Genomic DNA, 25,719 nt, shown 5'->3' with positions numbered 1-25,719 from the left:
GGTTAAAGAGGGGGTAGTGATGGTGGGAGGTAAGAGTTTGACGTTGAATAAGGTGGAGATTTCAAAGGTTACAACGGGGATAGCTATGTCAGGGAGTGGCACGTTGACAGTGAGTGGAGCAACAGAGATTGAGTTTACAGGTGGGATTGGGGTGCAGGTAGGGAAAGATGTGACGGCTAAATTGACAGAGACGAAGATTGTGGGAAAGGATAAGGGGTATGGTGTGTATGTGGGGGGAGGGACGGTTTTGTTAGAAAAGGTGACGATTGAGGGAAAAGAAAAGAGTACAGGGCTGTATATGACCCAGGGAGCGGTATGGTTGAAAGAGACGACCTTAAGAAATGTGGCAAAGGGTTTGACTATCTCAGAAGGGGATGTGCGCATGGAGGGAGGATCGGTGGAGTTTACGGACAAGTACGGTATCAGTGTCTCAGAGGGAGAGGCTTTGTTAACTGGTGTCAAAATTACAGGAATAGGGAATAAGGGTACAGCTACGGACACAAGTACAGGGGTGCAGGTAAGGGGGGGTGAGGGGACGCAGGGGACGTTGATGTTGGATAATGTGAGGATTTCAGAGGTTGGAATAGGGGCTTATGTGGGGGAGAAGGGGTTGCTGGTGATGGATAAGGGATCCATTAACTTTAAAGGAGACTATGGCATTTATTTTGACCAGGGGTATGCTTTGTTAAATGGGGTCCATATTACAGGGTCTGGTCATCAAGGCACGGGGATAAAGGTGGGGGATGGACAGCTGTTGATGGTTGATACTACTTTGAAAAATGTTGCAGAAGGTATGACTATCTCAGAAGGGGGTGTGCACATGGAGGGAGGATCGATAGAGTTTGCAAGAGAGCATGGTATTCTGCTCAAGCAGGGGCGTACTTTGTTAACTCATGTTTCTATGAAGTATACCGGTGATAGTCACAATGGCACTTTCCTAAAGGTTGAGGCAGATAGTGTTTTAGACGCACAGGGTAAAAGGGTTTTAAACACTGCAGATATTAAAGGCCTGGGTATTAAAATGGACGGACAGGCTAAAGCAAGTGGTGTTTATGTAACTAATGGTGGGCGTGTTATGTTAAAAAGTGCCATCTTTTCTGATATTCTAAATGGAGTGGAGGTGGAGAATGGCCAATTCCGGATGGAAGATGGGAAAATTAGCTTTCATGGGGATCACGCTATCAATCTTGCAACGGGGAATGTTTTGTTAAAGGGCGTTATTATAGAATATAAAGGGGATAACAAGCTCATTAAGGATGCTGACACTCCAGACTTCATCAAGGTTGCAGGGAAAGGGGCAAATCTTGCAGCAATAAAAGTGGTGATAAGTGGTGATAGATGGGGGAGGGGGAGGGGGATACATATTACAAAAGGGGGACACGTTACTCTAAATCACTCACATTTGACAAAAATTCAAAATGCAATAACTGTGGAAGAGGGGTCGGTCTGGATGGGGAATGGATCCATTAACTTTAAAGGAGACTATGGCATTAAGCTCGACAAAGGGCAGATTTCATTAAATAACATACAAATGAACTACGAAGGCAACGGTATAGTAGACTTTATCAAGGTTAAAGGCAGGGAATCTATAGTTAAAGCACTAGGAACAGTAATTAATGGAAATGATAAAGGAAAAGGTGCGTATGTAACTAATGGAGGACATGTAAGATTAATCCATTCAAGTTTGAATAAAGTTGATACAGGGATAACTGTTGAAAATGCTGAAATAACCATGAGTAACACTTCAATGAGCTTTAAAGGAAGTTACGGTGTAAGCTTAAATGTTGGAAAAGCCGTTCTAAATAAAGTAAGTATGACATACACAGGTGATAATGATACAGACTTCCTTAAAGCCAAAGGGAAGGGGGCAAATCTTGCAGCAAACAAAATCACAATTAAAGGATCTAAAAACAAAGGACAAGGGCTACATGTTACAAAGGGAGCAAAAATAACACTTCTCCAATCTGAATTAACGGGTATTGCTAAAGGAATTCATATCGATAGTGGGGTGGTGAATGTTAGAAGGTCAACTATTACAGTAGAGGGTGATGAATCTTGCGGTATAAGCCTTTGGGGATCTCAAAAATCAACTAAAGCACATCTTAAAAGATCTCGAAGATCTGCACCAAGTAATTTAACAACAGTCTATCGTGTACCAGAAATACCAGAAGTAGGAGTTGTTAATTTAACACAAACAATTTTAAAAGTTCCAAACAGTATAGTTATCCACGGGAAAACAGCCGAAAGCTTTATTACCCTAAAAGATTCAAATATTTCCGGTGATTTATTACTGGGGGCTGAAAATGGGTCTGCCATAATGCTTGTAACTAATAATTCCTTATTAACTGGCGGTTCACACGTTGACGACGAATCTAATGCTCTATTTTATTTAACTAATAAATCTAAATGGTTTTTAACAAACAGGAAAAATAAAAATCTAAAAAAATCGTTTTCATCTGTTTCAGGTATGATGCTTAAAGATAGTGCTATTATTTTTGAAAGACCAACTTCAGACGATTATCAAACACTGCATATTGGAAAAGGATCGCATAGCGTTTATCTTGCTCAGGGTGATGCACAATTTCACCTCAATATTCGAATAAACCGCGATGGTTCACTTGATGATAATAAAACCGACCGCATTTTAATCCATGGTAATGTTGTTGGAACTACTAAAATTCATATGAATACATCGAGTAATGAAGAAAGTGCTGTAAATTCAAAAACGAATAAAAATAACGATCATCAAAGTATATCAATAGTACAAGTTTCCGGATCAGCAAAAAAAGACTCTTTCCGATTAAACTATGGTTATGTTACATTAAGTAATTCTCCTTATCAATATCATCTCGTTGCTTATGGTCCTAACTCTGATTTAAAAGCCGCAGATCCTCAAAAAAGGTTGGTGGGAGGAGATGGAGACTTTTGGGATTTCCGTCTTGAAAGTAAATATATCCCATTTGATCCTCGTCATTCAGGTAAAATGCCAATTAAACCAGCAATTGTTCCACAAGCTCCGGCTTATCTACTTTTGCCCAATGCTTTATTCCATGCTGGGCTGATAGATATCAACAATCAAACTGAGCTGTTAGGGACAATGGTGACATCGTTTGATCCATTTTTTAATGGAAAGCCGGCTTTTTTCATACGTGGTTATGGTGGTAGTCATACCTATACTTCTGACTTGTCTACTTTAGAATATGGTTATGGTGGCAAGTTCGATTACCGTGCAGTAGACGCAGCTGTCCTGCTAAATACATTAGAAAGTGAACAGAATAGCGCATTTGTCGGGGCTATAGGCACTTATGGTAAATTATCACTCCAACCTCAAGATGTTGAAAAAAGTAAGAAAAGCAATTTTGATCACTGGTCTGTAACGGCTTATGCTAGTTTGCAGCATAATACGGGGTTTTATGTCAATGGCCTTTTATCTTATGGCTTATCTCGAGGAGATGTAGAAACACTTGCACGAGGTAAAACAGCAAAAATAACGGGCAAGCCACTGCGTGCAGCTTTGACAGGTGGTAAGGCTTTCTTGACTGGATATGAAGGCCTTGTTTTTGAGCCACAGATGCAGCTTATCTATCAATATTTGATGTTTAATTCCGCTCGGGATATTGACGGTTTTGATATTAAAATGGGATCTCCTAGCCAATTAACAACGCGTTTGGGTGGGCGTCTTGCTCAAGAATTTGCTTTAATAGAAGAAGATAGTTCGGTATCCTTCTATGGCAAGCTGCATCTTATGGGCAGCTTTGGAGGTAAGCAGTTTGTGCAATTCAAAGATACATTCCAATTAGGTGCGTTTGGTTCTTCTATGGAAGCAGGTGTGGGTGTGCAGGCTCAGTTGTCGTCTCAAATAGCTCTGCATGGTGATGTGGTTTATCAGCAAAAATTAACCAAAGCTGGTTTTTCGGGAAGTACTTTCTCAGGGGGGCTACGTTATCGTTTCTGATCTATATTTTTAATTACGCAATTTTGTGCAGAAAAATAAAATAGATTCTGTATATTATATTTAATACTTATTTAGTGCTAAACAGAAATTAAGATAATGTTGGTAAGGATAACCCAATAACTGGGTAAGCTGAAAAAGAGATCAATAAAACAAAAAATATAAAATACTATACTACTTATAATGAACAATATGTTGCAAACTTGTAGTTATAATGTTATTATAAAAGAAGGAAGCGGAGTATATGAAAAACTTTATTTTTCTTTATATTTTCATTCTCTGTTTTAGTTAATGATTTCAATAATACAGTGTGTCGAGTGGATACGAAGAGTCCTAAAAAATAAAAAAGCTAGAGGATTTTACCCTTGGTTAGAGATGAAGCACGACCATTTGAGCCACTATCAGATATAAATTTATTGGAACATGTAACAAATTAAAAGTGAGGTCTAATTTTATTATTGAAATAATATTCTGCAGACCAATAGAAATGGGAAAAGAGTGATAAATAGAAATGTTGTTGGTGGATTTGTTAATAATCTGGTCTATATTGATGCATTATATTAAAATTTTCTAATATCAGACCCTCAACCACAACTAGTGGTTTTTCTTACTATCATGAAGTGTGGCATTTTGGACCATGGGTTACTCACGCTGGTTATGGTCAAAATCAGTCTGTTCGCCGAATAAATCAGCGCAACAATTTAAAGCAGATTGATTTTGGAAAAGTCACTATGCCGTAATAGCGAGGATAGCGGTTGTTCTTGATTAAAGATAAATTATTAATCTATCTATGACTTTGATCTTAAAAATTGTTAGAAAAAAATTAGCTAAATCAAAATATTCATAAATTATACTTTATATTATGAACAGTAATCTTTAACTGTTTTAAAGGAGTTGATAAATGAATAAACTGCAAGTAAATAAAATATACTTGAAATAATATTAATTTTAATTTAAAATGGTAGCCATTTTATTTACAAAGTGAATTAAATAAAAGATCCTGTTGAGTGCGAAGATGTACAATGCTTTGATCCTCAAAGAGGCGAGTGTTGTGTTGTGTAATGATTTCATTCTTTTTAATCTCAGATGTAACTGTCGCCTTTTTTAAAAGGCCACAAGGAATAGCTTTGTGTACACGTGCTTCTGAAGCACTCATTGTCCAAGCGCGGTAGCTATATAAGCCGATCGAGTCTAATTGATCACCAGGATAGAGATCCTTTTTTGCAACAGCGCAAACTTCTGCTACTGGATAATTAAGTGGTGTCATATCCGCTTTACCATACAGTACTGCACGTGCACAAGTAAGTGGAACCTCCATCGAAGTTAAGTGATACGGGCGATAAAAGGTGAAATATGGCCCTTCACCGACTTTTAAATCTTCCATACGTTCACGTAAACGTGGATGTGTTATTTCAGCTATTACAAAAACACCAGGAGATACCCCTTGACCTGTTGAATAGTCTACAACCCCATACCCATCTAAAATACCACCATCTTTTTTTGGAATAAGTACTTTGTTTAAATCTTCAAGTGATGCTTGTGGACCATGCATCCCAGGACAGTCTGGAAGAAGACCTGTGGCATTAGCAATGGCTGCCATTTCAATCATCGTTTTAGAACCATCAATAAATTCAACTAACATGCGAACATTCATATTCCGTCGCAAAGCTTCTTCTTCATATAAATCTGGTGTAGCATCAAAAATAAGTGGATTATTTTTTCCTTTACCAGCTGCAACAATTTTATGCCCAAGAGCTGAAACAAATTCGATAAGTTCCATACAAGAAGAAGGTTCGTCACCAGCACCAAGCGTATAAATTAAACCTCGTTTATCTGCTTCATGTTTAAGGTAAGCACCAATTGTAACATCTGCTTCAACATTCATCATGACAAGGTGCTTATTATTTTCAAGCGCTTTAAGACCAACTTTAGCACCTATTTCAGGATGACCTGTCGCATCAACAATAATATCAATTTGTTCATGACACAAAACAAGATCCAGATCATCCGTAACAGCAATTAGACCTTTTTCAATAGCTTGAGTCAAAGCTGTAGCATTTTCAACTTCACGCACATGACCTTCTTCACCATATGCTAAAACAGCAGCATTAAAAACACGTAACGGTGTTCGAGTAGCAACAGCTGTAATTGTTATACCATCCATATGTACAACACTTGACAATAAATCTGTACCCATTTCACCACAACCAATAAGTCCAATACGAATAGGTTGATAATTTTCTGCACGTTGTTTCAAATCATGTGCTAAACCTGTCAATCTTACGTTACTTGCCATTATTTTTTCCATCTGAAAAAGAAAGATTATTTATTCACAGAACACACTTAAAATATTTCATCTTTTATAATTGATGCTCTAATCAATGGGTTTTATAAAAGCAAGGGAGAATATATAAGCTTTTTGTCAAATAAAACAGGAATGACATTATGCAGCAAACAATAGCGATACAAGATATAAAAAATTTCATTGGAAAAGAAATTGGCTTATCACAATGGCGCTTAGTTACACAAAATATGATTAACCAATTTGCATCTGCAACAGATGATCATCAATGGATCCATGTAGATGAAGAAAAAGCAAAAAAAACACCTTTCGGTGGTACTATTGCCCACGGTTTTCTAACATTATCGCTACTGTCCACACTAGCTTATGAAGCACTACCAAAATTAGAAGGTGCAACAATGGGAATTAACTATGGTTTTGATAAAATACGCTTCATAAGCCCTGTAAAAACAGGTGCACAAATACGCGCCCGTTTTATTTTAGACGACGCAAAAATTCGCCCTTCTGGTAGAGTCGTTTTCCATTATAAAACTACAATAGAAATCAATAAATTAAAAAATCCAGCTCTTATCGCACATTGGCTTATTATTGCTATGATTGAAGAGAAAGAAATAAACTCTTTAATTTCTTAATGCTTTGTTCTATCAAATTTCTGCGCAACTCGATTACCAAACCATTGAACAAAAATATTGAGAATAATTAAAAAAATAATAACTATTGTCATAATAGAAGTATTATAACGCTGATAACCGTAGCGGATTGCCATATCACCCAACCCCCCACCACCAAGATATCCAGCAAGTGAAGTAGCACTAATAAGGGAAATTACCATAACCGTAAAACCAGTAATTAAACTAGAAAGCGTTTCCGGAATAAGTACATATCTAACAATTTGAAAACGGCTAGCTCCCATAGAACGAACAGCTTCAACCAAACTATATTCAACTGTTTTGAAAGATAATTCTGCTATACGAGCATAAAAAGGAATAGCTGAAATAGTAAGAACAAAAATTACAGAAAAAATTCCCACACCACTTCCCACAACAATACGCGTAACAGGAAGAAGATAAAAAGCAAGAATTATAAAAGGAATAGCACGTACACTATCAATAATAACACTTAAAGAACGATTGATAAGACGTGATGAAAAAAAACTTCCATGCGCAGTTGTATAAAGCAACAAGCCAAGCGGAAAACCTACAATAAGTGCCATAAAAGAAGCAGTAATTGTCATAAATAATGTATCAAAAACAGCACCAGGAAGTTCATGAAAAAGAACATTAAACATAACCTAAAACCTCACAATATCGCCCTTTTTCTGTCAACCATCTGACTGCTTTTTCCAAAGCCACTTTGTTTTGACTTGGAAGAGCTAAAAAAAGACGACCTATACTTTCACCCTGAACTGTATCAATACCACCATGCAAAATACGTGCTCTTAGTCCTACTTCATCTTCAAGGAGACTTAAAAAAGGTTGCTGAGCAATTTCACCGGCGATATTAATTTCAATGACAGCTTCCTGACCCACTGATTTAAGTTTTTGCGCTAATTCTTTAGGAAGTTGTGGCGTTACAAGTTTTAACATAGCAATTGTTGTATCTTCTTGCGGTGATGTAAAAATATCTTTTACACATCCTTCCTCTACAATACGCCCTTGATTCAACACAACAACACGGTGCGCAATAGCACGAACAACTTCCATTTCATGCGTAATAAGTACAATAGTTAAATTGAGACGATTATTAATATCAGCAAGAAGCTCCAAAATAGATTGCGTCGTTTCAGGATCAAGCGCAGAAGTTGCTTCATCTGATAATAATATTTTGGGGTTAGCGGCTAAAGAACGTGCAATTCCAACACGCTGTTTTTGCCCCCCTGAAAGTTCTGCAGGATAATGATACTCTTTTCCAGACAATCCTACCAATTCAATAAGCTCAAAAGCACGTTGATAACGTTGTTTTTTATTTATACCTGCTAATTTGAGAGGCAACGCGATATTATCAATAACTTTTTGTGAAGATAAAAGGTTAAAATGTTGAAAAATCATCCCAATACGTTGACGATAGGGTGCCCATTCTGTTTCTGATAGATTTGAAACGTTAACACCTTCAAAAAAAATACTCCCTTCATCAATTTGTTCTAAACCATTTAAACAGCGCATGAGTGTAGATTTTCCTGCACCACTACGCCCGATAATACCAAGAATTTCACCTGCATGAATATCAAGAGATAAGTTATCAATTGCTGGAGTAGACACCGCGCTAGAAAAATAGCGACTAACATTTTTTAAAGAAATAAGAACAGAGGTTTCCATTCGTAATTACCAAGACGTTTGAACAGCTGTACCAAAAACCTCTTTAAGTTTCGCACGTACAGGTTCACTATTATAAGCAGCTACCAATTTTTTAACCCATGGCTCATCTTTATCAATAGTGCGCACAACAACGACATTATTATAAAGGTTATTTTCTACTTTTTCCCACGCAATAACATCTTCTTGTAAGTCTAACCCAGTAATTACAGCCCAATTTGTATTTACAATCGCGATATCAAAATCATTGATTGCTCGCCCTAGGATACCAGCATCCAATTCACGAATCTTCAAATTTCTAGGGTTTTCAACAATATCAAATGGAGATGAAAGAACATTCTGAGGATCTTTTAACTTAATGAAACCTAAAGAATCAAGAAGAAGCAAAGCTCTTCCACCATTTGATGGATCATTAGGAATACCAACACTTGCTCCGTCACGTAGATCTTTTATATCTTTAATTTTGTGTGAATAAACACCAATTGGGGAAATAAATGTATAACCAGCAACCGAAAGTTTATAACCACGCTGCATAATTTGATTATTCAAATAAAATGTATGTTGAAAAGCATTCGCATCAATATCTCCTGCATTAACAGCATCATTAGGCAAAGCGTAGTCAGAAAAATAAATAAGTTCAACATCTAGACCAGCTTTTTTAGCTTGCTCAACAGCAACCTTCCAAACAGTTGCTTCCTCTCCTTCCATAACACCAAGTTTAATTTTTGACTTATCTGCTGTCATAGCAAAAGGAACATGGGAAAAAAATGCGGAAAGAAAAAGAGATATTCCTATTACAATATACCAAGACAATTTATTCAATGTCATACGTGTTTATCTTTCTTTTACTTTTCATGATTTTCTAAGGGAAAGTCCAATATACTCAATATTTTTGGAAAGGAAATTGAAGAGTATAAAAGCTTAATAGAATATTCAATCATTTTTATTGAAAAGATAATGTTATTTTTTGCTATGAATAGCTGTTATTCAAATAAATAGATTTTTTAAGTATTTCAATTTCAAATTTAATCGAAAAACTCTACTCATTATTTTTTAAGATCTACTCTACAGCATACAACATTTTTTTTGCCTTATATTACTGTTTTTGTTTAAGCTGCTGCTTTAGGTTTGATCAAACCATTAGAGACAAGTAATTCAGCAATTTGAATTGCATTTAATGCTGCTCCTTTTCTCAAATTATCAGCAACAACCCAAAAAGTTAAACCATTTTCAACAGTAATATCTTCACGAACGCGACTAATAAAAACATCATTTTCACCAGTGCACTCGTAAGGGGTGATATAACCACCGTCTTCACATTTATCAATAAGTTGGCAGCTTGGTGCATCACGTAAAATGGTTCGTGCTTCATCAACGCTCAACGCTTTTTCAAACTCAACATTAACGGCCTCAGCATGGCTAATAAAGACAGGAACCCGAACAGCAGTAGCTGTTAATTTGATCCTAGGATCAAGAATCTTTTTTGTTTCAGCCATTACTTTCCATTCCTCTTTAGTATAACCATCTTCCATAAAAACATCAATGTGGGGAATAATATTAAAAGCAATGCGTTTGGTAAATTTTTTCGATGAAATTGGATCGGCAACAAAAACTGCTCTTGATTGTTCAAACAATTCATCCATCCCCGCTTTACCAGCTCCAGAAACTGATTGATAAGTAGAGACAACAACGCGCTTAATAATTGCTGCGTCATGAAGAGGTTTTAAAGCCACAACAAGCTGAATTGTTGAACAATTAGGATTAGCAATAATATTATGTTTAGAAAAACCGCTTATAGCCTTTGCATTAACTTCAGGTACAATTAAAGGCACATCAGGATTATAGCGCCAAGTAGACGAATTATCGATTACCACACAACCAGCTGCACCAATCTTAGGGGCATATTCTTTGGAAACGCTTCCTCCAGCAGACATAAGGCATAGGTCTGTATCAGAAAAATCATATGTATCAAATGCTTTTACTTTTAAAGTTTTATCACCATAAGAAACACTTTGCCCTAATGAACGCCGTGAAGCTAAGGGAACTATTTCACTGGCAGGGAAATCTCGCTCTTCCAAAATTGCCAACATTTCGCGACCAACATTCCCGGTTGCACCAACAACTGCGACTTTGAAATTCATTTCTCTACATCCCTATCCTTTCCCATTGTACAAAAACTAACATATTATCAACCTCTTTCTTTGTGCTGTAACCAGGAAAAATAAGTTAGTTAAGAAGCGTGAAATAATCTTTATATTGTTTTTAAGTCCAATTCAGTGCTTCCTAGTGATTTAATTGATCAGCTATGCATATTCCAAATTATTTACGCTGTTAGTCAGAAAAAACAATCAAAATCTTTATTTTACTTACCACATAAAATCAGTTCATTTTCTAACCACAAACAGCAAAGCTAATTCTTACATCTCTATATAGTAATGTATAATGGAGAAAAATATAATCTCACTTTAACTAAAGCATTCCTTTTGTAAAGGAGAAAAATCTATATAGATATTAAACTGATATACAAATTACTTTTTAATAAAAAAGTAATTTATTTTTCATCTGGTTGCAAAGGACGAGCTTCTGAAGCAAGCATAATAGGAACACCGTCGCGAATAGGATAAGCTAATTTCGCTTTAAGTGAAATTAATTCTTGTGTTTTTCGGTTTAAAGAAAGTGTCCCTCCTGTAATTGGACAAACAAGCAATTCAAGCATTTTAGCATCAGTAATCATTTTTTTCATATTTTTAGATCTATTAATTTAATCGATGATATGTTCCTTTTTCTTTCATGAGTGAACGCTCAATTAAAGCAAGAAGAGTTTGAGCACGACTTGCAATATCTGGTGCTTCCAACAAAGCTTGTTTTTCTGCGGGTGCAAAAGGTATAAGAATTGAGAGAGTATTCACTAATACGGCCGTGGGTGTTTGTATAATACTATTCCAATGATGTTCCATTTCATGGATAGTTAGATAACGCTCAACAGTGCTTAATAAATTTTCTCGGTTAATATCTTCTGAAACATCAGATTCTTGCAGATCTTTTGTGTTTGATCGAATAATAGCAACCCTATAAGATTTTGTGTTCACTAATTCTTGTTCCAAAGTGAAACGGCAAATTCCCTGAAGTACAATGAAGAGTCGCCCATTGCCTGTTTCATTGTAATTTGTAATACGACCTATACATCCTATTTTATAAAGTTGTTTAGATAAGCTATCTATATCCGATGAAAGTGGTTGAATCATTCCTAATAGGCGATTGGATGCCATAACGTCTTCAACCATTTCAAGAGTACTTGGCTCAAAAATATTAAGTGACAAAAAACCACCAGGTAACAACGATGCACCTTCTAAGGGAAAAAGAGCAATCTGCTTTGGCAAATCATTTTCACAATTGTAGTAGATATTGCCAGCTTTCATGGGTATTTGTGACCTTTATCTGATATAGTTTAGTGCCAAATAACTACAGTTTATAATATCATTTGATTATAAGAAAGCCTATATTTTGTAAATTAACTTATCTCTATAAAATATTTTATTTATCTATGAACGATGAAAAAAACTGCAACTTTGTATCCTCTCGTCTATGAGAGAAAATATAAAAAAGTGGAAGTAATAGTATGAGATGCTTTTAAATAAAGCTTTGCAATTTACTCAAAAATATCCACTCTTAGATATTATCAAACCTTATCGTTATGATTAGATTATTGCTAAACAGTATATGCTTCTTTAAAATTTTAATTGTCTTTTTTGTTTATAATCCTTGTACTTTCTTGTGTTATATTTTAACGCAGTAATTCTTAAAAAGGAATCCACATAATTTAAAATCTTTTAAATAGCTTATATATATCAAAAAACTTAAAATTTAGGGAATACTAATCAATTTACTAATGACAGTGTGGAGAAGATAGAATATAAATAACAATATGTCAGAAAAAGCGTTATCATTACTTTTATTCTTATACGTAAGGAAGCAAAACGCAAATTTTCACACCGTGTCCCTAAAGAAAATAGTCTATAATTTTAAAACCATAAGAGCCGTAAAAAGCTGATTTAAAAAGTGGCTGAATTCATCCCAATAGTTTAAGCATTTCTAGTAAATCCCTTAAGGCTTATGACAAACAAGAATAAAAGTTACCATATTATGTAGTGATGGTGCGACTTTGGAGAAATTATGAATACACTATCGCAAAAACCTGAAACATCTTCCTTTAAAAATCTTCCCCTACATGAATTACACGAAAAAGCAGGAGCAAAATTTGGTCTTTTTGCTGGTTGGATGATGCCTTTAACTTATCCTCTAGGAGTTTTAAAAGAACATTTCCATACTCGTTCTCATGCCGGTCTTTTTGATATTTCTCATATGAAATTGATCGTTGTTGAAGGGCCACAATCAGCCGAATTTTTATCCTACGCCCTTCCTGTAGATGCTGCACTTTTGAAAGAGCGCCAATCACGGTATAACTATTTACTTAATGAACAGGCTGGTATTCTTGATGACCTCATTCTTACTCGTTTAGGGAATAACCGTTTTATACTGGTCGTTAATGCAGGTAATGCACAGGCTGATCTTGCTGAACTAAAAAAACGCGTCACTAACTTTGATTGTCATGTGAGTGCGCTTGAGAGAGTACTTCTTGCTCTTCAAGGGCTACAAGCTGCATCTGTTATAGCTGATGCAGGTTTGCCTGGTAATGAACTGTTATTTATGCAAGGATTTGAACCACGCAAAGATTGGTTTGTAACACGTTCTGGTTATACAGGGGAAGACGGTTTTGAAATTGCGTTGCCAGAAGATCAAGCCTACGAATTAGCAGAAAAATTACTCAGTGATTGTCGTGTTGAATGGATTGGTCTTGCAGCACGTGATAGCCTTCGATTGGAAGCGGGGTTGTGTTTACATGGCAACGATATTACATCTGACATTACCCCTATTGAAGCTGGACTGACATGGGCTGTTTCCAAAAATGTTCGCGAGAAAGCTGCGTTTTATGGAGCGAAAGCTTTTCTTGAAGCATATGAAAAGGGACCATCACGCTGTCGCGTTGGTCTAAAGCCGCAAACGCGTCAACCTGTGCGCGCGGGTGCCGTTCTTCTAGATGATAAAGGTAACCAGATTGGAGTAGTAACATCGGGGAGTTTTGGTCCTTCTTTTAACGGTCCAGTAGCGATGGGTTATGTCCCTGTTGATTGGAAGGCTGAAGGAACAGAAGTATTTACTGAATTGCGTGGTAAAAAAATTGCGCTATCTGTTCATTTACTTCCTTTTATTAAGCAACGTTATTTTAAAGGGTAATATTTATGTCTAAGATTTATTTTACACAAGATCATGAATGGATCAGCATTGAAGGAAAAGTAGCCACTGTTGGGATTACTCATCATGCTCAAGAACAGTTAGGTGATTTAATTTTTGTTGATTTGCCACAAAGTGGCACACAGCTGTCTAAGGGAGATTCTGCTGCTGTCGTGGAATCGGTTAAAGCAGCTTCAGATGTTTATGCACCTATCAATGGCGAAGTTGTCGAAATTAATGAGGCATTGGTAGATGATCCTGCGTTGGTAAATCAAAAAGCCGAAAAAGAAGGTTGGCTATGGAAAATGACGCTACAAGATGAAACACAACTTGACGGGTTACTGGACGAGAATGCTTATAAAGAGTTGATTGGATGAGTGCTATGCAAGAACGTCATTTTTTTTCTCGGCATATTGGGATTCGACCTGGTGAAACACAAGAAATGCTAGATGTTTTAGCGCTTGATTCAGTTGACACATTGATCTCTCAAGCTATACCTCAGTCTATTTATTTAGAGCGTCCGCTTAATTTGCCGCAAGCGGCAAATGAAAAACAGGCCTTAGAAGAATTGTCCAAAATGATGGAGCGCAATCGTTTGCGTAAAAATTTCATTGGTCAGGGTTATTATGGAACATGTGTGCCATCTGTTATTTTACGCAATCTTTTTGAAAATCCAGCTTGGTATACCGCTTATACACCTTATCAAGCAGAGATTAGCCAAGGGCGTTTGGAGTTATTATTTTATTTTCAAACATTAATTAGTGAATTGACAGGTTTACCTGTTGCTGCTGCTTCACTTTTGGATGAAGCAACAGCCTTAGCTGAAGCCAATGCGGTGGCATTCCGCTTTGCTCGTGAAAAGAAAACAAAAATTTTGATTCAAAGTCTATTGCATCCTCAAACGTTGAGTGTCATTCAAACGCGCGCTGAAACACAAGGTATTCACATAAACACGCATGGTGAAATTTGCGCAGATACAGCGGCTATTGTTCTGTCATGGCCGGATACAAAAGGTTGCTTTAATGATTACAGTGAAATCATTAAAGAAGCAAAAGCAAAAGGAGCGCTGGTAATTGTTGTTGCTGATCCTTTGGCGCTTACTATTATGGAACCGCCAGCAAAATGGGGTGCAGATATTGTTGTTGGCTCTATGCAACGTTATGGTGTTCCAATGGGTTTTGGTGGTCCTCATGCGGGCTATCTTGCGGTGAGTTCTGCTTTAACACGTTTGATTCCAGGGCGTATTGTTGGTCAATCAGTCGATACGAAAGGACGTGTTGGTTTTCGTTTAGCATTGCAGACTCGTGAACAACATATTCGACGCGATAAAGCTACATCAAATATATGTACAGCGCAGGCTTTATTGGCTAATATGGCTGTAGCTTATGCTGTTTGGCACGGGCCACAAGGTTTACAGGCAATTTCTAAGAGGATTCACCACTTAACATGCCGTTTTGCTAGTGGTTTAGAAGCAGCAGGTATATGTTGTGAAAATCAACACTTTTTTGATTGTGTCAGCATTTTTGTTGAGGGGAAAGCTCAAGAAATTGCAACTCGAGCAAAAACGGATGGGTATCTTATTCGTGTTCTTGACAGTGATAGGGTTGCAATCAATTTTGATGAATTATCAACAGAGGAAGATGCTCGTGCTTTAGCACAGCTTTTTGGTGCACAACTAGCAGCTCAATCTGATTCAAAGCTTTTGGGTAAAGAGCGTGATACTGCTTTTCTTTCACAACCATTTTTCCATGCGATTCACTCAGAAACAGATATGATGCGCTTTTTGCGCCGCTTATCAGATAAAGATTTAGCGCTGGATCGAGCGATGATTCCACTTGGTTCTTGCACAATGAAACTTAATGCGGCAGCTGAATTAATACCTGTGAGCTGGCCTACAGTTGCTAATATACATCCTTTTGCTCCTCAAGGAGACGAAGAGGGTTATCAAGAAATGATCAGTCAGCTAAATGCGTGGTTGTGTGAAATTACAGGGTTTGCTCAAGTTTCTTTTCAGCCAAATTCTGGTGCTCAGGGCGAATATGCCGGGCTTTTGGCTATCCGTCGATATCATCAATCTCGAGGCGATCATCAACGTAATGTTTGTCTTGTTCCTGCATCTGCACATGGTACAAATCCAGCTTCAGCTCATATGGCCGGTATGAAAGTTGTTGTGGTTCAATGTTTAAATGATGGTGATGTCGATATTAATGATCTTAAAGCTAAAGCACAGTTACATAAGGACTGTTTGGCAGCTTTGATGATTACTTATCCTTCAACGCATGGTGTTTATGAAGAAAGCATTAAGGATATTTGTACTATTATCCATGAAAATGGTGGGCAAGTTTATTTTGATGGAGCTAATTTAAATGCACTTGTAGGTCTTGCACGTCCGGCAGATATGGGGGCAGATGTTTGTCATATGAATCTTCATAAAACATTTGCAATTCCTCACGGTGGGGGTGGCCCTGGTGTTGGGCCGATTGGTGTAAAAGAGCATTTAAAACCATTTTTGCCTGGCCATGAACAGCATAAAACAACACATGCAGTTTCTGCAGCTCCTTATGGAAGTACTTCTATTCTTGTTATTACGTGGATGTATATTCGGATGATGGGAGCAGATGGCTTGAAGTATGCAACAAAAACGGCAATATTAAATGCCAATTATATTGCTGCACGTCTTTCAAAGGCTTATTCTATTCTTTATCGGGGCAAGTATGGGCGTGTTGCCCATGAGTGTATTGTTGATACACGTGTATTGAAGGAAAAATACGGGGTTAGTGTTGATGATATTGCAAAGCGTTTGATAGACTATGGATTTCATGCACCGACTATGTCATTTCCAGTTCCTGGAACTTTGATGATTGAACCAACAGAATCAGAGCCAAAAGCAGAGATTGATCGTTTTTGTGATGCTTTATTATCTATCGCTGAAGAGGCTAAGAAAATTGGTGAAGGTGTTTGGCCAAAAGAAGATAATCCATTAGTGAATGCACCGCACACATTAGCAGATACTTTAGATGATCATTGGAAAAGAGCTTATTCGCGACAAGAGGCTGCTTTTCCTAATCACCATGTTGATCCAGCTAGTAAATATTGGCCACCTGTTTCACGCATTGATAATGTTGCCGGCGATAGAGCATTAATCTGTTCTTGCCCACCGCTATTAGTAACGGATTAAATATCATAAAATCTACTCATTTTATGTGGATTTTTAGAATTATTTATTTAATAACGAGTGCTATCAAATTTTGTTGTGTTAAAATTAGTTTTCAGTTTGTGTCATTATTGATGAATTGGCTATTTTAAAGATACAAATGGTTGTAAATTCTCACAGATTAAGTTGAGAATTTACTGCCAATTTTATTGAATAAAAGAAGAGAAGAAGAATTCAAACACAAGTTAAATTCCCTCTGTTCATTCAATACATATTTGACGCTAGAAATCTGATTATATTAATTAAATTTGATTTTTGTAGAGATAGAGAATGAGTATATCCTTGTCCTTCCTAAAGGGGCTGTGTTGAAGTTACAACCAGTGAGACTGCTTTTCTAAAACGCTAATTTTAGAAATTGATTTTATTGATGGTTTTTCGATGGTTTAAATATAAATACGTTTACAGCGAGCACCAAGAGAAGAAAGAATTTCGTGAGGAACAGTGTTTGCATCTATAGAAACATCTTCAATTGTTTGATGCTCTCCAATGAGTTCTACCCAGTCACCCCTTTTAGGTTTGTCGTGTTCAAGGTCGGTTGCATCAATAATTATAGAATCCATAGAGATTTGTCCAACGATGGGGAGTTTGTATCCTTTAAAATAAACAGAACCTTTGTTAGAAAGATTACGCAGCCATCCATCAGCATAACCAATAGAAATGGTTGTAAGAATACTTGGCCGGCGGGTAATAAAGCTTCCTCCATAGCCTATTGGCGTACTTTCTTCAACATAGCGGCTTTGAATAACTTGAGCTTCAAGTTTTAAAACAGATTTGATGGGTATTGTGTGTTTTCCGTAGAATTTAATTCCATAAAGTGCAATGCCTGGGCGAACAAGATCAAAATAAAAATCTGGACCAAGGAAAATTCCTCCAGAATTAGCAAGTGAAACTTTACACGTAGGTAATTGTGCAAGCATTGTTTTCATGGTGGTTAATTGTGTATCATTAGATGAATGTGTGAAATCATCTCCATTGGAAAGATGACTTATAATATATTTTATATCTGCTACTTCAAACAGGGTAGGGCACTTGATAAGTTGTTGTAATTCTTTTTGATCAAGACCTAACCGATTCATACTGGTATCAATTTGAACGATTGCTGGAAATTTTTTACCCTTTTCTTGACAAAGTATTTGCCAACTTTCAATTTCATGCCAAGAATTAAGAACAGGAACAATACCAACTTGAGTTACAAATTCTTCTGCAGTAGGTGGAAGCCCATTAAGAAGGACAAGAGTAACATCAGACGGTAAGATGTTTTTTAATTGAAGCGCTTCTTTAATTTGAGCAACAAAAAACGTACGACAACCAGCTTGATAAAGTGCAGGCGCAACCTTTTCAACACCTATTCCATAAGCGTTGGCTTTTACGACAGCTGAACATTCTGTAGGGGCAACATGTTGAGCTAAAGCTGTGTAATTGGCAACAATGGCACCAATGTCAATAGTTACGACAGCTGTATAGGGAAGCAGTGTTTTGGTTTCATAATCAACGGATTTATTCATTGTAAAATCTTATCTGTATAATAAATCTATGCCAGTAATAAACACGAGTTTTTTTGAATTGTTGCCTGTATAAACTTGTACAGAGAATTCAACTATTGTTTTTATTTTTAAAGTCATACCGGATTATATATAATAAAAACAATCTTTAGAAATAAAATGTTTAGCTTTGATATGATCAATGGGAATATTATTCCGGATCTGTATTATGAGATTATGTAATTCATACCATAATTAACAAACAAGCTATTTTTTGATTAAATACATATTTTAGAAATAAAGGATATTTCCTATAATTGTAATAGTATTTATTAAATCTATAGAAGAAACAAAAAGAATTCTCAAGTATTGTGAGATATGTGTGTTATTTATGGTAAATATTAAAATTTCTTTTAAAAGAAGAAATAAAAATTTTTGTTTTAAGATTTTAGGCAGTCAGTTTTCCAAAATTAAATTTTGACAACAAGTCATGCTTGTTATTAGTTGTGTGTTAACGCTAGCAATATGATATAATTGAATTGATTCATTATAAAATGAATTATTTGGTAAAAGATTATTTGGTATGACAGACATCTTTTTCAGATGTTTTTATTTGATTGGTTTAAGTCCTAAAAATATTATTTTTACACTATATGTTTAAGAGGGATATTGGCAGATGGTTGTGCAACCATTATACCATTTACAAAATTTAAAATTCAATATTCAATAAGAATATAAGGATAAGGAACGATTTTATGAGTGGTACCACCAATGTTCAATCAAACATCAGTAGTGTTGCATCAAACTTTCCGATTCCTGATAATGTATTTGCGCTCACTGTTCAGGAGGTTTGCCATTATACAGATCATTTGTTTAAATTTCGTTTGAACCGACCAGAAACTTTTCGTTTTCGTTCAGGCGAATTTGTTATGATTGGCTTACCGAATGCAGAAAAGCCAATTTATCGTGCGTATTCAATCGCCAGTCCATTTTGGGATGAACAGCTAGAATTTTTTTCTATCAAAGTTCCAGGAGGGCCATTGACCGAACATCTCCAAAAAATCAAAATTGGTGATACGGTTTTAATGCGTAAAAAGTCTACTGGAACATTGGTTCTTGATGCTCTTATTCCTGGAAAGCGTCTTTATCTCCTTTCAACAGGTACAGGTGTTGCTCCTTTTGCAAGTCTTATTCGTGATCCTGAAACTTATGAGAAGTTCTCTCAAATTGTGCTTGTCCAAACAACACGTGAAAAAAATGAGTTGACGTATGCAAAAGATCTTGTTGCATCTTTGTATCAAGATCCCCTTATTGGTGAGTATGCACAGCAGTTAAAATTTTATCCTATGACTACTCGCGAACCTTCAGAGTATATGGGGCGCATTACTAATGTAATAAAGAGCGGTGCTTTTTTTGAAATGGCTGATTTACCGAAAATTAATTCTGATGAAGACCGTGTAATGATTTGTGGTTCAATGGCAATGCTGAAGGATTGTGCAGCGATATGTGAATCTTTTGGACTTATTGAGGGGGCAAATAATGCACCGGCCACGTATGTTGTGGAACGTGCTTTTGTAGGATAGAAAAGAAGCTATATCGTGCTATGCGTTATGAATATGGCATTTTGCAAATCATATGAGCAAAAATATCAGAGTTTATTTTAGATAAGAAGTGAAAGGCACTCTATTTTGAGTGCAAGGTGATTTTTCTCTATACAATAATATGATAAGTATAATTTAATTTAAGCTCAATATATAAAGAGTTAATATGAATAAGTCTTGAAATTGAGTGAAACGCGAGTTATTGCAAGAATATGGAAAAGAATTTTAAAGTTGCTGCTCTTTATTGTTTTGCAGATTTGAAACATTATCATCAATTACAAAAACCCTTGCGGGATTTATGCCAGGCAAATGGCATCAAAGGTACTTTGCTGTTAGCAAAAGAGGGTATTAATGGAACAGTTGCTGGTTCTTGTGCTGCAATTGAGGCACTAGTCCATTTTATTACTGCACAGCCTGCTTTGCAAGAGCCAGAACTTAAATATTCATGGGCATCAAAGATGCCTTTTCATCGTATGAAAGTACGATTAAAAAAAGAAATTGTTACAATGGGGGTAGAGGGTGTTAATCCGTTGGAAATTGTTGGCACTTATGTAGAGCCTGAAGATTGGAATGTCCTGATACAAGATGAAGAAACGATTTTAATTGATACACGCAATGATTATGAATATGTATTGGGTAGTTTTCAAGGAGCAATTGATCCTCGTATTAAAACGTTTCGTGAATTTCCTGAATGGATAGCTAAACATGAAGGTGATTTAAAAAAGAAAAAGAAAATCGCCATGTTTTGCACAGGCGGTATACGGTGTGAAAAGTCAACAGCTTATGTGCGTGGGCTTGGTTATGATCAAGTTTATCACTTAAAAGGTGGTATTTTACGCTATTTAGAAACAATGCCAAAAGAAAAAAGCCTATGGTGGGGTGAATGCTTTGTTTTCGATGAACGCGTTTCTGTGAGTCACGGTCTTGAAGAATGTGGGCGCGAATTATGCCGGGCTTGCCGCTATCCTCTTAATGCTGAAAGCAAGTTATCACCTCATTATGAAGAGGGTGTATCGTGTGATGCTTGTTATAATACACGCAGTGACGCTGATAGACAGCGTTTTCGAGAACGTCATAAACAGTTCCAATTGTTAAAATCACGTGCAATGCATTCCTATCAAGAACGATGACGATTGTTGTTTTTAATATTCAAAGCTTTTGTTTTTTCTTCTATTTTAAAAGAAGGGCACTTTGAATAAAGGCTATTAGTTAGCCTATTATTGTGCACATAGAAGATAGGAATATAAGCTGGTTTACATTTTTGAATAAAGTGTATTTTGGCTATCATTTTTTATCTAAAAATAAAAAAAATGATTGAAATAAATAAAAATTAGTCTTATACGCAACATTGCCCAAAGTCGCACGTGCCTGTGGGTGTCCGCTGGTTCTCAAATGGTGAGATTAACCGGTACGGTACCTGGAACTAACCGCTCCAGTCATTCTTACGGCCCATCGAAAGAATGAGGACATCTTGAAGCAACGACGGTGCGGGCCTTTCTGGTGTCTTCCAGCTATTAAAAAAGCTGAGATAACTATAGAGGCACACCTCATTGCCTTCAGTGCGGAAGTTTTTGTGCAACTCCAATCAAAAAGGCAGACAAAATAGAACAATGCGGTTTTCGCGCTGTTCCTTCGTTGCATACAATGCTGAGTTATCCTGATTATCTGAATAATAGGGATAAAAATGGTGGTTTGTATGTATTTTGTCCTTTGGTTTTAAATAGGGAGGCTTTTGCCTTCCTTAGGGAGAATTGCAAATGACAACGCAGCGTATTCGAGATTTCCTTTCAACACATCGTCCAAAAGGTCCATGCTTGATTGTTGACCTTGATGTTGTTCGTAAGAATTATTTAAATTTTGAAAAAGCTCTTCCTCAATCGCGTATTTTCTACGCGATTAAAGCAAATCCAGCACCTGAAATTTTGAGTTTGCTTACTTCTTTAGGGTCATCTTTTGACGCTGCTTCTGTAGCAGAAATTAAAATGGCTTTAGAGGCAGGAGCAACAGCTGAGCGTATTTCTTTTGGGAATACTATTAAAAAAGAACGTGATATTGCTTATGCACATACTCTTGGCATTTCACTCTATGCGGTTGATTGCGTTGAAGAAGTGGAAAAAATTGCTCGTACTGCACCCGGAGTTCGCATTTTTTGCCGAATTCTTACCAATGGTGAAGGGGCAGAATGGCCATTATCACGCAAATTTGGCTGTGTTCCTGATATGGCGGTTGATGTGCTACGTCGCGCACACCAATTAGGTTTGCAAGCATATGGTGTGTCTTTTCATGTGGGATCTCAGCAGACACATTTAAACGCTTGGGATCACGCTTTATCGAATGTAGCTTTAGTTTTTGAACGTTTGGAGAAAGAAGGTATTCAGTTAAAAGTGGTTAATATGGGGGGAGGTTTTCCAGCACGTTATTTGAAAGAGGTTCCTACAGCTCAAGTTTATGGTATAGCGATTTTTGATTCATTAAAAAAATATTTTGGTAATCGTATCCCTGAGACGATTATTGAACCGGGGCGTGCGATAGTAGGCAATGCTGGTGTTATTCGTACAGAGGTTGTATTGATATCCAAAAAGGCAGATAATGATAATATTCGCTGGGTTTATCTTGATGTGGGAAGATTTAATGGCCTTGCCGAAACTATGGGTGAAGCTATTCGCTATCCTATTGAAACAATTCATGATGATAAGACAATGGAGCCTTGTATTTTAGCGGGTCCAACATGCGATTCAGCAGATGTCATGTATGAAAAAACACCCTATCTTCTTCCTTTATCTCTAACCATTGGTGATGAATTGTTAATTCACGGGACTGGTGCTTACACAACAACTTATGCATCTGTTGCATTTAATGGTTTTGAGCCTTTACGATCCTATGTAATCTAAGCTTTTTTATAAATGTATGATATTACTTTATAGAGCACGCAATTGAAATGGCAAAGGAATAAGACTGTGCTACTTAATAATCAGAATACAAAGTTTTTCTCACACTTTACGATGTAAATTAGTGGTTTGGAGAAATATTAGTAGATATTGATGTCTTTTTGAGGAAGATGGTACAAAAGGTTAAAATACTAAAAAGAATAGTCATTATAAAAAAGATATCACTAAAAGCCATGGTTTGTGTTTGTATGAGAACCATATTAAAAAGTTGGAGCAAAGAAAGACCGTGGGGATCAAAAGTAGCAGAGCTAAATTGCATGGTGAGATTTGAGAGCATTTCTGTTGCTTGAATATTTCCATGTTGAATAGTTTCAGCTGTTCGTCCATAATGAAGGTTAGTACGTTGTGTCATAAGAGTGCTAATAATAGCAAGCCCCACTGCACCACCAAGATTTCGTGTTAGATTAAAAAGACCAGAAGCATTTTTCATTCGTTCTGGTGGTAATGATCCAAAGGCAATATTATTAATAGGAACCATACACAACATAACTGAAATACCGCGAAAAATTTGCGGACAAAAGAGTTCCCAAAAATCCCAATCGTCTGTGATGGAAGTAGCCAACCAGGTTCCCCACGCAAAGCTTGCAAGTCCTATAGCTATCATAAGACGTGCATCCATTCGTGCAGAAAGAAATCCCGCAAGAGGAGCGGTCAAAAACATAGCTAGACCTGAAATAAAAACTGCATTTCCAATCATCAGGGCATCATAGTGACGGATTTGACTTAAATAAACAGGATAAAGATAGGTAAGGCCATAAAGACCTATCCCAAGCGTAAAAGAAAACATCGATGCGATCGAGAAATTGCGATCAGAAAAAGCAGTAAGGTCAACAATTGGTTCTTTTACAGTAAAGGCACGCCAGAAAAATACGCCAGCAGATAAGAGCATAATAATAAAAAAAGTAAAGATCAAATTATCATTAAACCAATCATGACGTGCGCCTTCTTCTAGAACATATTCTAAAGACCCTAAAAAGATTGCCATAGAGATAAGGCCCCACCAGTCAAATTTAGCTAATAAGGACAAATCAGCTTTGTCAAAGTCAATTAATTTCCAAGTTATAATTGAGATGATGATTCCAAAAGGCACATTAATAAGAAAAAGCCAATGCCACGATAAGGTATGACTAAGATAACCGCCTACTGTGGGGCCAATGGTGGGTGCTAGTGTTGCTACTAGTCCCACAATAGGCGAAATAATTGGAAGTTTAGAAGGAGGAAAAATTGTATAAGAAGCAACAAAAACACTGGGAATGATACCACCACCAATAAAGCCTTGGAGTACTCTATAAAATATCATTTGTTCAATAGATGTTGCTGTGGCACAAAGAATAGATGAGATAGTAAATCCAACAGTTGATAGACTGAATAAAATACGTGTTGAAAGTAAACGCCCTAAAAAGCCGGAAAGAGGTAACATAATAACTTCTGCTATAAGATAGGAAGTTTGAATCCATGAAATTTCATCAGGACTAGCTGATAAACCAGCTTGAATTTCAGCCAAAGATGAAGAAACAATTTGAATATCTAAGATAGCCATGAACATACCAAAAGTCATAGCGATAAAAGCTATGATTTTACGCATTTCTGTACGTTTTTGAGAAGAAATAGGCGTAGATGTTGGTTCTTTCATGACGAGATCATCGATTTTGTTATAAAGAATTTTTACCTTGAGGCCTTGTACGTGTATCGATTTTTACTAAAACACTCATTCCTGCTCGGATACGCCCATTTTTTAATGCATCGTCAGGGATGGAAATGCGCACTGGAATACGTTGGGTAATTTTAGTAAAATTACCTGTGGCATTTTGTGGTGGTAAGAGAGAAAAGACAGCTCCCGTTGCAGGTGAAATAGAAAGAACTTTGCCTTTAAAAACCTCATTTTTAAAAGCATCAACAGAAATATAAGCAGTTTGCCCAGTGTAAATGTTTTTCAACTGTGTTTCTTTATAATTTGCTTCAATATATAATGTATGGATAGGTACTAAAGCAGCAAGGCGTTGACCATTGACAACAAAATCACCTGTTTTTGCTGTTAAATTTCCAATAACTCCATTAAATGGAGCACGTAAAATAGTTGAATCAAGATCGCGTTTTGCTTTATCGCGCATGAGTTCGAGACTTTTTGTCTCACTTTCAATTTCATTTCGTTGAGCTTCTAGCACTCGAATATTAGCTTGCGCTGCAGCTATTTGTGCATCTGTGCGAGCAACATTAGCAATGGCCTGTTCATAGGCTGATTTTGCATTGTCAAAATTAGATTGAGAAACATAATGATCAGCTTTAAGTTCTGTAGCACGCTGTAAAGTTAGTTGTGCATTAGTTGCTATGGCAGAGGCAGCCGTTTTTTGCGCTTGAGCGTCATCTAAAACACTGCGGGCAGCTATAATTTGTGCATCAATGCGAGCAAGGGTTTTTTGTTGTGTGTCAAGACGAGCTTTTGTCTGTTCCAAGCTGATTTGATAATCACCACTTTCTAATCGAAATAAAATATCATCTTTTTTTACAGCTTGATTGGCTTTAACAGCAATTTCTTCGATGTATCCATTTAATTTAGGGGCAATAGCCGCTATGTCCCCTTGTACATAAGCGTCATCAGTTGTAAGTACATGACGCC

At 36.6% G+C, this 25,719-nt stretch carries 18 protein-coding genes (1 of these 18 only partly in view); 8 read left to right on the top strand and 10 right to left on the bottom strand.

Going from position 1 to position 25,719, the window contains the following annotated elements:
- On the top strand, positions 1-3,955 hold a 3,955-nt coding region (locus ME3_RS06670; protein ID WP_007475969.1), incomplete at its 5' end, for an autotransporter outer membrane beta-barrel domain-containing protein.
- A gap of 967 nt (positions 3,956-4,922) precedes the next feature.
- Here ME3_RS06670 and ME3_RS00120 read toward each other — a convergent pair.
- Positions 4,923-6,248, bottom strand: coding sequence for an NAD(P)H-dependent oxidoreductase (locus ME3_RS00120; protein ID WP_007475967.1), 1,326 nt, complete (start codon positions 6,246-6,248; stop codon positions 4,923-4,925).
- Between the two features lie 149 nt (positions 6,249-6,397).
- On the opposite strand from ME3_RS00120, the gene ME3_RS00115 reads away from it, so the two are divergent.
- Complete coding sequence (locus tag ME3_RS00115; RefSeq protein WP_007475965.1) at positions 6,398-6,886, top strand: MaoC family dehydratase; 489 nt, start codon at positions 6,398-6,400, stop codon at positions 6,884-6,886.
- Here ME3_RS00115 and ME3_RS00110 read toward each other — a convergent pair.
- The 6 genes from ME3_RS00110 to ME3_RS00085 all read right to left on the bottom strand — a co-directional run bounded on the left by ME3_RS00110 (position 6,883) and on the right by ME3_RS00085 (position 11,985).
- Positions 6,883-7,542, bottom strand: a complete 660-nt coding sequence (locus ME3_RS00110) for a methionine ABC transporter permease (RefSeq protein WP_007475963.1) — start codon at positions 7,540-7,542, stop codon at positions 6,883-6,885. The two genes, ME3_RS00115 and ME3_RS00110, sit on opposite strands and share 4 nt — an antisense overlap.
- On the bottom strand, positions 7,535-8,569 hold the full coding sequence (locus ME3_RS00105) for a methionine ABC transporter ATP-binding protein (protein WP_007475961.1): 1,035 nt from the start codon (positions 8,567-8,569) through the stop codon (positions 7,535-7,537). Before ME3_RS00105 ends, ME3_RS00110 begins: the two co-directional genes overlap by 8 nt.
- A 6-nt stretch (positions 8,570-8,575) precedes the next feature.
- Positions 8,576-9,394: a MetQ/NlpA family ABC transporter substrate-binding protein gene (locus ME3_RS00100; protein WP_007475958.1), complete on the bottom strand. Its 819-nt coding sequence runs from the start codon at positions 9,392-9,394 to the stop codon at positions 8,576-8,578.
- A 281-nt stretch (positions 9,395-9,675) separates the two neighbouring features.
- Entirely contained in the window at positions 9,676-10,707 is a 1,032-nt protein-coding gene (locus ME3_RS00095) for an aspartate-semialdehyde dehydrogenase (RefSeq protein WP_007475956.1), read from the bottom strand.
- Between the two features lie 410 nt (positions 10,708-11,117).
- On the bottom strand, positions 11,118-11,309 hold the full coding sequence (locus tag ME3_RS00090; protein ID WP_007475955.1) for a Trm112 family protein: 192 nt from the start codon (positions 11,307-11,309) through the stop codon (positions 11,118-11,120).
- Between the two features lie 13 nt (positions 11,310-11,322).
- Positions 11,323-11,985 (bottom strand): LON peptidase substrate-binding domain-containing protein, encoded by a 663-nt coding sequence (locus ME3_RS00085; RefSeq protein WP_007475952.1) that lies wholly within the window; start codon positions 11,983-11,985, stop codon positions 11,323-11,325.
- A gap of 754 nt (positions 11,986-12,739) precedes the next feature.
- Between ME3_RS00085 and gcvT the strand changes: the two genes are divergently transcribed.
- From gcvT to gcvP, 3 genes are read left to right on the top strand one after another with little or no spacing between them, the layout of a single operon-like run.
- Positions 12,740-13,861, top strand: a complete 1,122-nt coding sequence (gene gcvT / locus ME3_RS00080) for a glycine cleavage system aminomethyltransferase GcvT (RefSeq protein WP_007475950.1) — start codon at positions 12,740-12,742, stop codon at positions 13,859-13,861.
- Positions 13,862-13,866: 5 nt separating this feature from the next.
- Positions 13,867-14,235, top strand: a complete 369-nt coding sequence (gene gcvH / locus ME3_RS00075) for a glycine cleavage system protein GcvH (RefSeq protein ID WP_007475949.1) — start codon at positions 13,867-13,869, stop codon at positions 14,233-14,235.
- A gap of 5 nt (positions 14,236-14,240) precedes the next feature.
- A complete protein-coding gene (gene gcvP, locus ME3_RS00070) occupies positions 14,241-17,036 on the top strand; it encodes an aminomethyl-transferring glycine dehydrogenase (protein WP_039952399.1) in 2,796 nt (931 codons plus the stop codon).
- Positions 17,037-17,455: 419 nt separating this feature from the next.
- Here gcvP and alr read toward each other — a convergent pair whose 3' ends face one another.
- Positions 17,456-18,577: an alanine racemase gene (alr, locus tag ME3_RS00065; RefSeq protein WP_007475945.1), complete on the bottom strand. Its 1,122-nt coding sequence runs from the start codon at positions 18,575-18,577 to the stop codon at positions 17,456-17,458.
- Positions 18,578-19,308: 731 nt separating this feature from the next.
- Here alr and ME3_RS00060 point away from each other — a divergent pair.
- The 3 genes from ME3_RS00060 to ME3_RS00050 all read left to right on the top strand — a co-directional run bounded on the left by ME3_RS00060 (position 19,309) and on the right by ME3_RS00050 (position 23,045).
- On the top strand, positions 19,309-20,136 hold the full coding sequence (locus ME3_RS00060; RefSeq protein ID WP_007475944.1) for a ferredoxin--NADP reductase: 828 nt from the start codon (positions 19,309-19,311) through the stop codon (positions 20,134-20,136).
- A 230-nt stretch (positions 20,137-20,366) separates the two neighbouring features.
- Positions 20,367-21,284 carry an oxygen-dependent tRNA uridine(34) hydroxylase TrhO gene (gene trhO, locus ME3_RS00055; protein WP_007475942.1) on the top strand — a complete coding sequence of 306 codons (918 nt, stop codon included), beginning with the start codon at positions 20,367-20,369 and terminating at the stop codon, positions 21,282-21,284.
- A gap of 627 nt (positions 21,285-21,911) precedes the next feature.
- Complete coding sequence (locus tag ME3_RS00050) at positions 21,912-23,045, top strand: type III PLP-dependent enzyme (protein ID WP_007475940.1); 1,134 nt, start codon at positions 21,912-21,914, stop codon at positions 23,043-23,045.
- A 118-nt stretch (positions 23,046-23,163) separates the two neighbouring features.
- Here ME3_RS00050 and ME3_RS00045 read toward each other — a convergent pair whose 3' ends face one another.
- Together ME3_RS00045 and ME3_RS00040 are read right to left on the bottom strand one after the other, a co-directional pair.
- Positions 23,164-24,735 (bottom strand): DHA2 family efflux MFS transporter permease subunit, encoded by a 1,572-nt coding sequence (locus ME3_RS00045; protein WP_007475938.1) that lies wholly within the window; start codon positions 24,733-24,735, stop codon positions 23,164-23,166.
- Between the two features lie 19 nt (positions 24,736-24,754).
- A protein-coding gene (locus ME3_RS00040) for an HlyD family secretion protein (protein ID WP_039952398.1) crosses the window boundary here: on the bottom strand, positions 24,755-25,719 show its 3' portion. It continues 133 nt past the right edge of the window; only the last 965 of its 1,098 coding nucleotides appear in the window; its start codon lies off the right edge, out of view — the gene reads right to left on this strand; it ends in the stop codon at positions 24,755-24,757.

The organism is Bartonella melophagi K-2C, assembly GCF_000278255.1.
In the GTDB taxonomy this organism is placed as follows: domain Bacteria; phylum Pseudomonadota; class Alphaproteobacteria; order Rhizobiales; family Rhizobiaceae; genus Bartonella; species Bartonella melophagi.
Note: the sequence above shows the minus strand (reverse complement) of the source record. Positions and strands in the feature narration are given on the sequence as shown.